Raw genomic sequence first — 15,685 nt, 5'->3', positions numbered from 1 at the left:
GGGTGGTGTAGAAATGGAACATATTAAAACATTTTACAGTATCACAAAGGAGACTAAACACGGTCCCATCATTGTAGAGGGCCCTGTCCCTGCAGAACAACTAGCCTTGTATACGTTACATGAAGGTTTAATCGCTTTCAGGCCTCCTAAACAGCAACACGAAGCATTAATTGGCATCGCAAAGCTGGACGAAGGGCGTATTATTATCGCACGCAATGGGGATATAATCGTAGGTTACGTTACATATTTATATCCAGATCCATTGGAGCGATGGGCAGAGGACCGGATCGATAATATGATTGAACTTGGCGCAATCGAAGTCATTTCAGATTATCGCGGGACAGGTGTAGGGAAAAAATTAGTTGAAGTTTCCTTTATGGCAGATGAAATGGAAGATTATCTCGTTATTACAACGGAATATTATTGGCATTGGGATTTAAAAGGAACGGGTCTTAACGTATGGGATTACCGCAAAATGATGGAAAAGATGATGAGTACCGCTCATTTTGAGTATTATGCTACAGACGACCCTGAGGTTACCTCTCATCCAGCGAACTGCCTGATGGCTCGAGTTGGAAAACGCGTCGGTCCCAATACAATTGAGCGATTTGATAGACTACGATTTAAAAATCGATATATGTATTAGTTCATATTTCTAATGGAATAGTTTAAGAGTATTATGAAGTTCACAACATTTATACAAAGGGGAATCGTATATGATTGTTGAAGAAATTATGCAAACTGATGTATGTACACTTAAGCCAACCGATACCGTAAATGATGCTGTCCGTTTAATGCGGGAAAAGAAAATTCGTCACCTACCTATCGTTGACGAAAATGAAACTGTTGTCGGAATTGTCACAGACCATGATATCAAAAAAGCGTTACCATCGTGCTTAAAAGAGGAAGCAAATTCAGTCACGTACGATGCACCACTGGCAGACATCATGGTGAAAGACCCGATTATCGGTCATCCATTAGATTTTGTAGAAGAAGTCGCTCTCACATTCTATGAAAATAAAATTAGTTGTTTACCTATCGTTTCAGGTGGTCAACTTATTGGTATCGTCACAACAACCGATGTTCTCTATCGCTATATTGAGCTAACAGGGGCAAATCAACCCGCTTCTAAGCTCGATATTCGTGTCACGAATAAGCCTGGTGTGTTACATGAAATTACGAGCGTTATTAGCCAACATAAAGCGAATGTATTAAGCGTGCTCGTTTATCCAGACAGTGAAAGTGACAATACTCGCATTTTAAGCGTTCGCCTACAGGTGATCAATCCTTTAGCTATTATTGAAGACTTACGAAAGGAAGGGTTTCATGTTTTATGGCCAAACCTTCCAGGGGTAAAACTATGAAAAATGCTGTCTTTATTTATTCTCCTGATCAACTAGGCTATAAATTTTCAGACTCGCATCCGTTTAATCATAAACGCTTATTACTTACAATCGATTTATTAAAAAATATCGGTGCACTTTCCGACGATGACATTATCCCTGCACGTATGGCAACAGATGAAGAAATTGCACTTGCTCACGATTCACAATACATTGACATTGTCAAAAAAGCTGGCCGTGGTGAACTTACACCACAACAAGGTGAAGCATATGGCATTGGAACAGAAGATACACCGATGTTTAAGGACATGCATGAAGCAAGTGCCCTACTCGTTGGTGGGACATTGCAAGCAGTTGACTATGTACTACAAGGGAAATCTCGTCATGCACTAAACTTAGGTGGCGGATTGCATCATGGGTTCCGTGGTCGCGCATCGGGTTTTTGTATTTATAACGATAGCAGTGTGGCGATTCGTTATATGCAAGAAAAATATGGGTTGCGTGTATTATATGTCGATACGGATGCCCATCATGGGGACGGCGTACAATGGGCATTTTACGATGACCCAAATGTTTGTACTTTATCCATTCATGAAACAGGACGCTATCTGTTCCCTGGTACAGGCAATATTACAGAGCGTGGAAATGGTGAAGGTTACGGTACATCCTTTAACTTCCCCGTTGATGCGTTTACAGAAGATGACAGCTTCCTCGAAATTTATGAAGCTTCCATGCGCGAAGTATTTGAATTTTTCAAGCCTGATGTGGTCTTAACACAAAACGGTGCGGATGCACATTACTTTGACCCGCTTACACATCTCTATGGCACAATGAAAATTTATCGTGAAATACCGAAGCTTGCGCATAAGCTTGCACACGAATATTGCGATGGTCGATGGATTGCTGTTGGTGGAGGTGGATATGATATATGGCGTGTTGTACCGCGCGCTTGGTCACACATTTGGACTGAAATGACCGATCAACAACATCCGGCAGGTCCACTGCCTCAAGCTTGGCTTGATCGGTGGCAGCCTGAATCACCCGTACCGTTTATCCCCACTTGGGAGGATCCAACTCCATTATATGAGCCGATTCCACGGAAGGCAGAAATCGAAGAAAAAAATGCACAAATGCTTGCGAAGGCATTGCATATGATTCGCAATGAGAAACGATAAAAAGGTTCCGCCTCAAATATCTTTTGAGGCAGAACCTTTTATTATTGTTTCACTGAATCTCGCATTTCGATGCGGTGTGGTAGAATAACACTTTGTTGTTCTACTTTCTCTTTATTCATTAATTTCGTCAGTAAGCGCATCGCTACTGCTCCAATATCGTATAAAGGCAAGACAACACTTGATAACTGCGGGCGTACCATACGTGCTAATTTAGAGTTCTCAAAACTAATCACTTCTAAATCTTCTGGCACTTGTCTCCCTGCATCTTGTGCACCGTGAATAATGCCAATAGCCAATTCATCGCTCCCTGCAAAGAAAGCCGTTGGGGCATTATCAAATTGGCTGACCTCTTCGTATGCTGCAATGCCGTTATCATACGTATCTTCTTCTGAAACGATCAGTGACTCATCGACTGTTAATCCAACGTCTTCTAATGCTTTTTTATACGCTGCTAGCTTATATTGCGTAACGGTATAACTTTGTGGTGCTGATATAAAGGCAATACGGGTATGGCCATTATCCAGTAGGACCTTTACCGCTTCATATGCCGCCTGATAATAGTCAATATTTACAGAAGGGACTTCTTTCAATTCATCTACTGAACCGGCTAAAACAATCGGCACAGGAGAATGATCCATCGAATCTTGAATTTTTTCTGTCACTCTATCTGTCATCATGACAATACCATCTACTTGCTTTCCGAGCATTGTATCTAAAAGTGTTAGCTCTTTCTCTTCGTTTTGGTCAGAATTTGCTAAAATAATATTGTATCGATACATTGTCGCGATATCCTCGATACCACGTGCTAATTCAGCGTATAAATTATTTGAAATATCCGGAATAATGACGCCTACCGTTGTTGTTTTTTTACTCGCTAAACCACGCGCTACGGCATTCGGCCTATATTCTAATCGCTCGATGACTTCTAAAACCTTTTTACGTGTTGCTGGCTTGACATTTTGATTTCCGTTTACAACACGGGAGACGGTTGCCATCGATACATTTGCTTCACGTGCTACATCATAAATTGTAACAGTCAATGTATTTGCCTCCTTTATATGCAATGTCTTTACCCCATCATACGATAATTTTCTTGCTTCTTTCAATAAAAAGAGAAGCGTTTCTTCTAAAGAATAAGTAAATTGCTCGGAATTCTGTCAAAAATAAGGCTCGCTTCGCAAATTTCGCGAAACGAGCCTCGATTAACTATGCTTTAACTTCGTATTTCTTCATGAATTTTAATACTTCTTCATAGAATGCGTCGAATGTTGGGATATCCATTTGTTGCTGAGAATCTGATAATGCTACAGATGGATCTGGGTGTACCTCAGCCATTACACCGTCAGCACCGATTGCAATCGCCGCTTTCGCACATGGTAATAATAAATCACGACGACCCGTTGAGTGCGTAACATCGACCATAACCGGCAAATGCGTTTCTTGTTTTAAGATTGGTACAGCTGAAATATCTAACGTATTACGCGTTGCTTTTTCGTACGTACGAATACCGCGCTCACAAAGGATAATGTTTTCATTTCCTTTTGACATAATGTATTCTGCTGCATGAATGAATTCATCGATTGTTGCAGCTAAACCACGCTTTAATAACACAGGTTTATTTGTTGCCCCTGCTGCTTTTAATAGCTCAAAGTTTTGCATATTACGCGCACCGATTTGAATGACATCAATGTAATCTAATGCATGGTCTAAATCTGCTGGTGTGACGATTTCTGTAATAACACCTAAACCATATTCCTGTGACACGCGTTTTAAAATTTGTAAACCTTCTAAGCCTAGACCTTGGAAATCGTATGGCGATGTACGTGGCTTATATGCACCACCACGGATTAATTTTAAGCCTTTTGCTTGAATCGACTCTGCTACTGCCGCTACTTGCTCATAAGATTCCACTGAACATGGACCGAATACAAATGATGGTGCACCAGCGCCGATTAACTCACCATTTACATTAATGACAGTATCTTCTGACTTTTCTTTACGTGAAACAAGTAATTCTTTCTTCTTCTCTGCCTCTAATTGCTTTAATGCTGTTTTGAAAATTTGTTTAAAAATATAATCCACTGTCATTTGATTTAAAGGACCATTATTATGCTCTTTAATTAAATTTAACATATGGCGTTCACGTAGAGGATCATAACGATTCACACCTTGCTTTTCTTTAATCTTACCGATTTCATTTACTACTTCTGCTCGCTCATTGATTAAGCGTAAAATTTCTAGGTTTAGTCCATCAATTCGACTACGTAAACCCTCTAATTCGTGTTGATTCATCATTCTTTCTCCTCTCCCCTGTACCCTGCTCTTTCAGAACGCTGAAATGTATGATACATTTTAGAATAATAACACTATTATAATAAACAAATACTAGAATGTCACGTCTTTTTAATTTAGTGCTTCAACTCGCTAAAGTATTTTTATTTATATCAAGGAAGGAAGCGGTTTCATTGACAGAAAAATTATTTGCACTTGATATCGGGACACGTTCAGTGATAGGGATTATTTTAGAAGTAAATCAAGATCATTATCATGTGACAGATATTTTAATTAAAGAACATAAAGAACGTGCAATGGTCGATGGTCAAATACATAATGTCCTCTATGTCGCTGAGCTCATTACTGAAATTAAAGCACAACTGGAAAAGAAACATGGTCCGTTAACAAAAGTAAATGTAGCTGCTGCTGGTCGTTCATTAAAGACAGAGCAAGCAAGCGTGACCATTAACATTAAAAATCGCCCAATCTTTACAGAAGAGGATATTGCACGCTTGGAACTACAAGCTGTACAGCAAGCACAAACGCAACTTCTTCAACAAAAAGAGGATGGAAAAATCAATCACTATTATTGTGTCGGTTATTCTGTACTTTATTACCGTTTAGATGGAGAAGAAATTGGTAGTTTGCTCGACCAGCAAGGAGATGAGGCAACAGTAGAAGTCATTGCTACATTTTTACCACGTGTCGTTGTAGAATCCCTACTGGCAGCATTAAAGCGAGCAAATTTAGAAATGGAAGCCTTAACACTCGAGCCCATTGCAGCAATTAACGTCTTAATCCCTTCCACAATGCGCCGTTTAAATGTGGCCCTTGTTGATATTGGTGCGGGTACATCCGACATTGCCATTACCGATAAGAGCACGATTGTCGCTTACGGTATGGTACCAACAGCTGGCGACGAAATTACAGAAGCATTAAGTGATCATTACTTGCTTGATTTCCCTGTTGCTGAAATAGCGAAGCGCCAAATGCACACCGAGGAACAAATCGCGATTCAAGATATTTTAGGGTTTGATGAATTTCATCCGCGTGAGGAAGTATTAGCCGCAATTATGCCCGCCATTGAAAATTTAGCTACATCGATTGGCAATGAGATTTTACGTTTAAACAATCATGTCGCACCAAAGGCTGTTATGCTTGTCGGTGGCGGTAGTTTAACACCCAACTTAACAGAAGAGCTGTGTAAAGTATTAAACTTACCTCCAAATCGTGTCGCTGTTCGTGGCATTGATGCGATCCAAAACTTAACAAAAGATGAAGAAATCCCTGTCACACCAGAACTTGTAACACCGATTGGGATTGCCATTGCCGCTAAGAAAGCACCGATTCATTATATGACTATCACGGTCAATGAACAGATTGTACGCCTGTTCGAATTAAAAGAAATGACCGTAGCAGATGCCTTTTTAGCAGCGAATATTCGAGCAAAACAGCTGTATGGTAAGCCAGGGCATGGGTTATCCCTAACAGTGAACGGACAAGATATTTTCATTCCAGGGGAACATGGTCAGCCGGCCACTATTTTAGTAAACGGCGAAGAGGCCTCAACAAAAACACTCATTAAAAGCAGTGACCGCATTGAACTCATTGAAGGAAAAGACGGACAACCAGCTACAGCAACGATACGTGATATTGTAGATGGTGCCTCTTCGCTATCCATCATCATTCAAGGTACGCCTTATGCAATCGAACCAAACGTATTAGTGAATGGGGAAATCGCATGCATGGAACAGCAGCTAAAAGACCGTGATGTCATAACGTTTGAAACAGTGAATACAATCGAAGAGGTTTTTCATCATACAAACAATAGCGAATATATACACAAATTAGGGGCATTCTTTGTACATATCGATGGTAAACCAACGATGTTACCGGAGTTTTCAGCACAGTTATTTGTCAATGGTAAGCCCGCTAAGCTACATTACCCGATACAAAACGGAGATCGCATTACGTTTGAACAAGGGATGCTACCAACAGCTCAATTAATTGCCAATTCACTGAATATCAATTTAGAAGATAAAATGCTGGTGACATTTCAAAATGAACGAATCGAGCTCTCGAAAGTAGCACGAGAAGTGGTCGTAAATGGAACGGTTGTACAGCCGAATGCCACTATTTTAAATGGGGTAACGCTTCAATTTAAAGAAAAAGATTTGAGTAAATGGATTTATCAAGATGTCTTCCGCTTTTCCAACTGGCAACTACCCGTTGCGTTTAAAGGACAGTTTAACATTTTACGCAACGGGGAACCGTCTAGCTTCGATGCGGAAATTTTTGGTGGGGATGTATTGGAAATTCAGTTAATCGAACAACCGGTCTCCTCCATAACATAAAAAAATAAGGATTTTTCAATAAAAAGGATGGCCAGAAAGTAAAACTTTCTAGCCATCCTTTTATACAAATTAAGATTTAGAAGCTTCTGAAACTTTATGATCATGTAAGTCTTCTTGCGCCGTAGCTACTACTTCACCTAGACTTGCTGTCGCTTCTGCAATCGTCTCCTCTACTGCTGCAATCAATTCATCTAGAGGTTCTTCTCCTTCAGCTGACACAGTACCATCATCAAAAACAGTTGGCGCTTTAGACGTTTTTGATTTTACTTTGTCGACTAATTGTGTTGACTGCTCTTTTAACTGTTGCGAAAGTTGCGCTGTTTTTTCTTTTGCGGATGCAGATAACTCCGCGCTCTTATCTTTTAAATTGACAGCTTGATACGCCATATCTCCACGTAATTCACGGCCTGCTTTTGGTGCCAATAATAACCCTGCAGCAGCACCAACAATCCCTCCAACGAGCGCACCAATGATAAAATCTTTCATATTTACAGACTCTTCGTCCGTATAAATGGATCGATTACTATCCACATAATATACTTGCGGTAAATTTGATGATTCTTTGCCATATTGTTGTTCACTCATAACATACACCCTCTTCACTTATTGTTTATTTTTCTCTTGAGCAGGATGATCTACTACAGCAATATCCTGTTCTTGAATTGTTTTGCGCTGGCGCCACTTATCGGCAATTTCCATCGCCACATTGCTCCACTGTACGACTTGTGCAATCTTTTCTTCATTACGTCCAACTTCCTTCGAAACGGCCGTTGTAATACGTTGAACAGATGTATTTAAACCATTAACAGAATCACCAATTCCTTTAACTGCCTGTACAACGGAATTGAGCTTTTCTGATTTCTCTGAAATATCATCCGCTAATGAATTCGTTTTCGTTAAAAGAGTTGTCGTCTCACGTGTGATTCCTTCCATTTGTCCTTCAATACCTGCCACCGTTGACGCAATATTATTTAATGTATTTTTTAGTGAGAATAATGTGACTCCTACGCTAATACATAACACTAAAAAACCAATTGCTGCAATGAGTGCCGCTATATACAGTACTACTTCCATATGATGACCTCCTATACGTAGTTATGTTTTATGTTCGACAAAATGTAAAAAAATCCTGCATCAATTATTCGAAAAAACATTGATTTAAAATCACTTAGCACTATTTTTGCCAAAAACAGCCTATTCTTTAACGTTAAAGAATAAGCTGTTTTACTAACCTTTGTTACATACTACCTTACTGCTCATTTCCACTAAACAACTTGTTCATTTATGCACAATGTTTATATTTTATTCGCCTTTTAGCAATTGCTCAAATGCATTCTGGAATTTATGTACGTCTCCTGCGCCCATAAATAAGAATACGGCATCTTTATGTGCTTGTAACACATGAATTTCCTCTGTTTTCAGGATGTCGCTGCCTTCAATGAGATTAGCTAAATCAGCAATTGTTAGGGAACCTGCTTGCTCACGTGCCGACCCGAATATATCACATAAATATACGGCATCCGCTTTCCCTAAGCTATTTGCAAATTCTTGCAAGAACGCTTGCGTACGTGTAAATGTATGCGGTTGGAAAACAGCGACAATTTCACGATCTGGATACTTTTGACGAGCTGCTTGTAGGGTTGCCGAAATTTCCGTTGGATGATGTGCATAGTCATCTACCAATACATTATTCCCTATTTTTGTTTCCGTAAAACGTCTTTTTACACCGCCGTACGTATTTAATCGCTCTTGTATAAGTTCGGCTGGAATCCCTTCATAATGACATAGTGAAATAACCGCTAACGAGTTTAACACGGCATGGTCACCATAAAGTGGAATAAAGAACTTATGATAAAACTCATTGCGTACATACACTTCAAACTCTGTACCTTCTGTCGTTTTGACAATATTACGTGCAGCAAAATCATTTTCTGCCCCAAAGCCATAATAGACAACCGGTACATTCGCTTGAATTTTTTGTAGTTGTTCATCATCACCACATGCAATAATTGCTTTTTTCACTTGTAAGGCAAGTTCTTGGAAAGCGCTGTATACATCATCGATATTTTTAAAATAATCCGGATGATCAAAATCAATATTCGTCATGACTGCATAATCTGGGTGGTACGCTAAAAAGTGGCGACGGTACTCACATGCTTCCATCACAAAATAGGCTGCATCTTGTTTACCTGAACCCGTGCCATCACCAATTAAAAACGATGTCGGCATATATCCACCAATGACATGACTCATCAAACCAGTTGTAGATGTTTTACCATGTGCACCTGTAATGGCAATAGATGTATATCGACCAATATAGTCCCCTAAAAATTTATGATAGCGAATGACTTCTACACCTATTTCACGTGCTTTCACTAACTCTGAATGGTCATCTGGAAAGGCATTCCCAGCGATAACTGTCATTCCTTCTTGAATATTATTTTCATCGAATGGTTTAATTGTTATATTTCGGTCACGTAAAGGCTGCTCAGTGAAATAATACGTTTCTACGTCTGAACCTTGTACTTGCTCGCCTGCATCAAATAAAATTTGCGCTAACGAACTCATTCCAGAGCCTTTAATACCTGTAAAATGATAAAGTGTCATGTTGAAACCTCCTAGGAGTACGATACTCACAATAAATATTATGGGATAAAAGAGACACATCTCAAACAAAATAAATCAAGATTATGTCATATGCGGAGAAATATAAAAATTATACGTTCCGATTCACTAAAAAAGATATTACAATCACTTAACCGTACTGTGTAGCAATGCGCTTGCTCTCGCAGTTAATGGTCGTCTCATAAATTTACAGACGAATTTTGATACATACGTTTAAACAGCCTTCACTTCTTTATGAACCGAAAAAGCCTGTTCTATTATAGCACTTTTGGTAACAAACGCTATTTAAACAACTTTTCAAATTTTTCGCAAACTAAATTGTACTATTTCTCACTGTACAGTTAAGCCCTCAAGCTGCTTAAAATTCTTAATGAGTAAATAAAAAATCATATATTACCATTTAGGTAACCGTTGCTTTCCGCTGCGGCACTCGCTTTCCACGGGCGAGATCAAGCCTCCTCGTCGCTCATCCTTCGCTGCTCCTGTCGCTACGCTTTCGTCGCAAATAAATTTCCTGCGGGGTCTTGATTGTCTCGCTTTTCCCGTAGGAAGCTTTGCACCTGCCGCTTCACTTCCGGTGCAGAAAAACATTGCTCTGTAGCGAAAGGCGTATGCCGTCAGCTACACTCTCGTGCCTCCGCTACAAGCAACTATTGTTGAATGCAATAATCAGTTGCTAAAAAGAAAGATGCTCATTCATTACGGTAGAGGCTGGGCAATTATACTTACAAATAGAAAGAAATTGATTTCTTTATAGAGAAGATAAATGTTTTTCTATCATATTGAGAAGTATTCACTTTTGCCGTAGCGCGCCATAGCCACAGGAGCCAAGATTCTCTTTGCGACGAAAGTGCAACGTCAGGAGCAGGAACAGGAGATCCAAACAGGCCACGCCTGTTTTAGCTCCTGTGTAGGCTGTGGCAAAGCGCGGAGGCTATGATGCCACTTTTAATTAGTATCTTTCACTATTTACCTGATATTTTTATGATGCATTTTTGCTCATTACGAGTTAAAAGTTACTAATCATTATCTTATCAGTAAAAAGAATACTTACAAAGACACATCTCGACCAAAGCAGGTCGAGATGTTGACCTTTTTACTAAAAAACCGTGCATCATACGCTATTCGAACATGGAAATAATATCTGATTCCGTAATGAATACTTCCCTCGGCTTGCTACCCCTTTGTTCCGACACAAATCCATGTCGCTCAAGCATATCAACCAGTCTAGCAGCTCGATTATAGCCGATTTTATAACGGCGTTGAATCGATGAAGTAGAGGCTGTTCCTTGTTCAAATACGTAACGACAAACTTCCTCAAATAATTCATCTTGCTCATCGGTAACTTCAGCTTTTTTAAGTAGTTCATCATGTTGGAAGAAATACTCAGGCTCTCCTTGCGTACGAACATAAGTAATGATTTCCTCAATCTCGTCATCCGTTACAAAGGTTCCCTGTAAACGTACTGGGGCAGGCATACCGTTTCCTAAATACAGCATATCTCCTCGACCAAGTAAGCGTTCTGCACCTTGCATATCTAAAATTGTACGCGAATCAACGGCAGAAGATACCGCAAATGCAATACGAGTAGGAATATTTGACTTAATTAAGCCTGTAATGACATCAACAGACGGACGTTGTGTTGCCACAATTAAGTGAATACCACAAGCACGTGCCTTTTGGGCAATACGACAAATGGCTTCTTCCACGTCAGCTGGTGACATCATCATTAAATCGGCAAGCTCGTCAATGACAATTAAAATATACGGGAGCTTTTGGGCATGTTGGCCTGCTTTTTCAGCTTGTTGATTAAAACGCGTTAAATCACGTACACCGGCATGCATAAATAACTGATAGCGGCGTTCCATCTCTTCAACGGCCCATTTCAGTGCAGCGGTTGCCGCCTTGACATCTGTAATAACGGGACTCACTAAATGCGGAATATGATTAAACGGCGCTAACTCAACCATTTTTGGATCAATCAGCATTAATTTCAATTCATGCGGTGCCGCCTTATAAAGTAAGCTTACAAGAATCGAGTTAATACAAACAGACTTCCCTGAGCCTGTTGCACCAGCAATTAATCCATGCGGCATTTTTCGTAGATCAATCGTCACTGGTTGCCCTGTTAAATCTAGCCCTAATGCGGCTTCTAATGGCGAATCAGACGTTTGGAATCCTTCGCTATTCGTCACTTCAGATAAACGGACTGCTCGAGATACACGGTTTGGAATTTCAATACCGATCGAATGCTTCCCTGGAATTGGTGCATCAATACGGATATCTCGTGCCGCCAGTGCTAGCTTAATATCATCTGCTAAGCCGCGCACTTTACTCACTTTCGTACCATGCGCCACCGTAATTTCAAATTGAGTGACTGCTGGCCCCTGTACAATCGAGACAATTTCCGCTTCGATATGGAAATACGACAGCGCTTTAATTAAGCGCTCTCCTTGTTCATCCATCCAAGCCCAGTCTTCCGTCTTTTCTTCCGGCGGCACTAAAAAGTTGAGCGGTGGCTTTTCATAATGACGGCTGAACTTAGGCTGCGATTCAAGTTCAAGTTTTATTTCATTTTGCTCACTCATGATCACTTTTTGCTCGGACACAACATCATTCTGCTCCATTACAAGCTCATTTTGAACGGATGGAACTATGTTTTGCTCGTTCGACGGCTTTTGCTCGAATACAAGGTCATTTTCATCCATTACCCACTCATGTTGCTCGGTTTGGATTACATTTTGCTCGTTCGACGGCTTTTGCTCACCCACAATCGCTTTTTGCTCGAATACAACGTCATTTTCATCCATTACCCACTCATGTTGCTCGGTTTGGATTACATTTTGCTCGTTTGATGGCTTTTGTTCAGATACAAGGTTATGTTCCTCGATCATACTATCGTTCTGGTCACTTACCTCTACAGTATGCTGAATTTCGTTATTTTCCACTTCACGTTCTAAAACGGCAACCGCACTGTCACTTAATTGCGTGCCCGTCACTACTTCATGAGCAATAGATGGCTCACCAACTGTGAGTGTATGATTTTTTATGACTATATCTGTTTCAGTCGTTGCCACACTTTCAGCCATTGCCTCCTGATTCATTTCCATATTAGCAGGCTTTTGCTTTTTCAATTGCTCTTGCAAAATTTTCTTTGCTAGTAACTTTTCCTTATCGGATTTTAACATGAGTACGTTAAATGGTAATCGACTGCCTGTTGATATTGTTTTTGATTCCTCCGTTTGTACTTGTACAAACTCATTTTGTTGGGCTTGTTCTACATTTAGCTGTCCAATATGAATGGTCGAGTTCTCAATCGTTAAATGCTTCACCTGCATATCTGACAACGGATCTTCATGCTCTTTTGCAACAATAGCCTCTTCCATTTCTTTAGCTATCCTATCGGAATCATGTTCTTCGTGAGATGTCAAAGCTGGTTCGATCATACTATCAACTTCTTCCGCTACTACCGGTTCAGATTCCTCTATCGACTGTCTACTTACTGACGATTCAGTAGTATGCATCGCTACTTCCTCTTGAGCTTCTCCTTCTATGAACGGCTTCTGCTCACTTAGAACATGCTCTACTTTGTCTTGCTTCGCTTCCTCTACTTCCATTTGTTTTTCAGCCATTAATTGCTCTATAGGCTTTGGCTTTTGGAAGCCATGAACAGGTGATGGTACATCCGTTGGCACGAAGCGTTTGCGACTTTCAAGCGGATTGATAAACTCCCGATTAACAGGCTTCTCTTCGCGCATCGGTTTTTTTGTTAAAAATTCCTTTTCATCTTTCGTAACGGAAATTTTGCGAGGTGCTGGTACAGGGCGACGCAATACATTCGAATGGCCTGTACGCTTTTGACGACGTTCCAACAATCCCCTAATCCCTTGTACCTCAACATCATATATTTGAGATGTTGTATGTTGTAAATGCTTTGGTAACTCAAGCTCTCTCTCTTCTGAGGAAGTATAGGGTTGTTGCTCACGAGCTACACGCTCTCGTTTCGGTGCTTGATGGACGATTTCATTATCCCCAATGAGTGGAAAACGAAATGCTGATTTTGACTTTTTTTGTTGCTCTTCTTCAAAATCCGGCTCATCTTGCTCTTCATAGTATTCTTCATATTCTTCTACTTGCTCTATATCATCTTTAAATAGTTTGTTAAATTTATTTTTAAACCAATTCATCTATGTTCACTTCTTTCTAATTAAAGCCTAACTATTTTATTATAAGACATATTTGGGTTACATACTGCACAAAAACCGTATTTTGCACAAAATACATATAATAGCTTGCGCCAAAATACATATAATGCAAGAAAATTTTGTCATAAAAAGCATATCATAATGTATTTCTAAAAGAAAAAGCTAGTACAGTAAAAAAATCCCTGCACTAGCCTTATAATTATTTAGTTGGTGCTACGAAAGCTGAACCTACTTCTGCATCCTCTTCTAATACTAAAATCCCTTTCACTTCTGGTGCACCTGGAATCGCTAGCTCACGTGCTGAACAAAGCATCCCAAATGAATCAACGCCACGTAAGTTACCTGCTTTAATGAGTAAACCTGATGGCATAACAGCACCAATTTTCGCTACAACTACTTTTTGACCTGCTTCCACATTTGGTGCACCACATACAATTTGTAATGTGTCGTCTCCAACATTTACTTTACAAACACTTAATTTATCAGCATTTGGATGCTTTTCCTTTTCCTCTACATAACCAACAACAAATTTTGGAGAGAAGTCTACATCTAGCGAAAGATCAGCGCCATTTTCGTCAATAGCCGCTTTTAATTTCTCTACTAGCTCAGGTGTCACTTCTACATTTCCTTGTACGTCAAGTGCTACATATTTGCTAGCATTAAATAAATTAAAGCCCTTTACTTCCCCTGTTGCTTCTTCTTTTAAAATGACAATATCGCCTTTTTTCTCTACAACTGTTTTGACAATGGCTTCAGTTGCTAATTGCACTAATAATACGTCACCAACGTATTGTTTGTTATAAGCTACATTCATTTCTTTTCTTGCTCCTTTGTTACTTTGTTTTTTGCTAAAATAAAGATTGGCTCGAGCTTGCCGTCCTCATAAACGAACGACAGCGAGGTGATTGGCACTGTACCAACCGTAAAATAATGCATTGTTAACTGCGCTAATACATCATACCCTACTTCTGACCGAATATCACCTATAATTAGCACATCTTGGTGTGGGACGGATACAGTCATATCTCCCTCAATGTTTTGACGCATCTCCTTGAGGAATGCTTCATTTAAAATGCGACTCGCATCATAACCATCATTATGATTGACAAAATAAAAAATACTGCCTGCTACTTCATCACGTTTGACATCAGTTCGTAATTTCTTCACAGAAAAACGAGCTGCCTCACGGACTTGCTCTGCTGTGACGCCTAATTTTGGTAACATCGATTCATCGATCAAGCGATACGTTGTCCCCATGTCTAGCGCATAAAAAATGCGTGTTTCCGCCGTATGCTCTGTTGTCACAAATGGACTGCCCTCTTTTGAATTTTTCGGAAAGGAAGCGGAGCGGATAATGGGATATACTTGTGCTAATCCTTTAAACCCATCTGCTTGCTCACGTTCCATCGCTTTAAATGTTTGTTCAATCGTATAAACAACGTCAACAATCGCTGCGTCTTTCTTTTGTGCATATTTTGCTAAAATTTCTGGCAATGAAATATTCATGCCGCGCCCAAGTATTTTATGCTCTAAACGTACTTGATCTTTCTCTTGATCAAATGCCCAGTCGAACTGTTCTTCGCCTAGTCGCTTTTTTAACTCTGTTACTAATTGTGAGGATTTCAAACAATCACTTCCTTACATAGAAATAACGGCTCACAACAGTGAACCGTCACGTGTATTTACATACTATTGTATCAAAAATGATG

12 protein-coding genes are annotated in these 15,685 nt (G+C 39.9%); 4 read left to right on the top strand and 8 right to left on the bottom strand.

What is annotated here, in order from left to right; all coding sequences use genetic code 11:
• The first annotated feature begins 13 nt into the window (after positions 1–13).
• The 3 genes from AAGS61_RS05680 to AAGS61_RS05670 all read left to right on the top strand — a co-directional run bounded on the left by AAGS61_RS05680 (position 14) and on the right by AAGS61_RS05670 (position 2,518).
• Complete coding sequence (locus AAGS61_RS05680) at positions 14–646, top strand: GNAT family N-acetyltransferase (RefSeq protein ID WP_391368553.1); 633 nt, start codon at positions 14–16, stop codon at positions 644–646.
• Between the two features lie 70 nt (positions 647–716).
• Positions 717–1,364, top strand: a complete 648-nt coding sequence (locus AAGS61_RS05675; protein WP_391368550.1) for an acetoin utilization AcuB family protein — start codon at positions 717–719, stop codon at positions 1,362–1,364.
• Complete coding sequence (locus AAGS61_RS05670; RefSeq protein WP_391368548.1) at positions 1,361–2,518, top strand: acetoin utilization protein AcuC; 1,158 nt, start codon at positions 1,361–1,363, stop codon at positions 2,516–2,518. Before AAGS61_RS05675 ends, AAGS61_RS05670 begins: the two co-directional genes overlap by 4 nt.
• Positions 2,519–2,559: 41 nt before the next feature.
• Here the strand turns inward: AAGS61_RS05670 and ccpA are convergent, their stop codons facing one another.
• Together ccpA and AAGS61_RS05660 are read right to left on the bottom strand one after the other, a co-directional pair.
• Positions 2,560–3,558 carry a catabolite control protein A gene (ccpA, locus tag AAGS61_RS05665; protein WP_391368545.1) on the bottom strand — a complete coding sequence of 333 codons (999 nt, stop codon included), beginning with the start codon at positions 3,556–3,558 and terminating at the stop codon, positions 2,560–2,562.
• A 166-nt stretch (positions 3,559–3,724) separates the two neighbouring features.
• Positions 3,725–4,810, bottom strand: coding sequence for a bifunctional 3-deoxy-7-phosphoheptulonate synthase/chorismate mutase (locus tag AAGS61_RS05660; protein ID WP_391368542.1), 1,086 nt, complete (start codon positions 4,808–4,810; stop codon positions 3,725–3,727).
• A 173-nt stretch (positions 4,811–4,983) separates the two neighbouring features.
• Here AAGS61_RS05660 and AAGS61_RS05655 point away from each other — a divergent pair, with 173 nt between their 5' ends.
• A complete protein-coding gene (locus AAGS61_RS05655; protein WP_391368539.1) occupies positions 4,984–7,146 on the top strand; it encodes a cell division protein FtsA in 2,163 nt (720 codons plus the stop codon).
• Between the two features lie 69 nt (positions 7,147–7,215).
• On the opposite strand, the gene AAGS61_RS05650 is transcribed toward AAGS61_RS05655, so the two are convergent.
• The 6 genes from AAGS61_RS05650 to AAGS61_RS05625 all read right to left on the bottom strand — a co-directional run bounded on the left by AAGS61_RS05650 (position 7,216) and on the right by AAGS61_RS05625 (position 15,602).
• Positions 7,216–7,731, bottom strand: coding sequence for a YtxH domain-containing protein (locus tag AAGS61_RS05650; RefSeq protein WP_391368536.1), 516 nt, complete (start codon positions 7,729–7,731; stop codon positions 7,216–7,218).
• 18 nt (positions 7,732–7,749) lie between these two features.
• Entirely contained in the window at positions 7,750–8,220 is a 471-nt protein-coding gene (locus AAGS61_RS05645; protein ID WP_391368533.1) for a DUF948 domain-containing protein, read from the bottom strand.
• A 228-nt stretch (positions 8,221–8,448) separates the two neighbouring features.
• Positions 8,449–9,753 carry a UDP-N-acetylmuramate--L-alanine ligase gene (gene murC, locus AAGS61_RS05640; protein ID WP_391368531.1) on the bottom strand — a complete coding sequence of 435 codons (1,305 nt, stop codon included), beginning with the start codon at positions 9,751–9,753 and terminating at the stop codon, positions 8,449–8,451.
• A gap of 1,139 nt (positions 9,754–10,892) precedes the next feature.
• Positions 10,893–13,958 carry a DNA translocase FtsK gene (locus AAGS61_RS05635; protein ID WP_391368528.1) on the bottom strand — a complete coding sequence of 1,022 codons (3,066 nt, stop codon included), beginning with the start codon at positions 13,956–13,958 and terminating at the stop codon, positions 10,893–10,895.
• A 217-nt stretch (positions 13,959–14,175) separates the two neighbouring features.
• On the bottom strand, positions 14,176–14,790 hold the full coding sequence (gene ytpR, locus AAGS61_RS05630; RefSeq protein ID WP_391368526.1) for a YtpR family tRNA-binding protein: 615 nt from the start codon (positions 14,788–14,790) through the stop codon (positions 14,176–14,178).
• Positions 14,787–15,602 carry a DUF1444 domain-containing protein gene (locus AAGS61_RS05625; protein ID WP_391368524.1) on the bottom strand — a complete coding sequence of 272 codons (816 nt, stop codon included), beginning with the start codon at positions 15,600–15,602 and terminating at the stop codon, positions 14,787–14,789. The genes ytpR and AAGS61_RS05625 overlap by 4 nt, the downstream gene beginning before the upstream one ends.
• Positions 15,603–15,685: the final 83 nt, after the last annotated feature.

This window comes from Lysinibacillus sp. KU-BSD001, assembly GCF_042920265.1.
In the GTDB taxonomy this organism is placed as follows: domain Bacteria; phylum Bacillota; class Bacilli; order Bacillales_A; family Planococcaceae; genus Lysinibacillus_B.
This window is presented reverse-complemented; position numbering and strand designations above follow the sequence as displayed.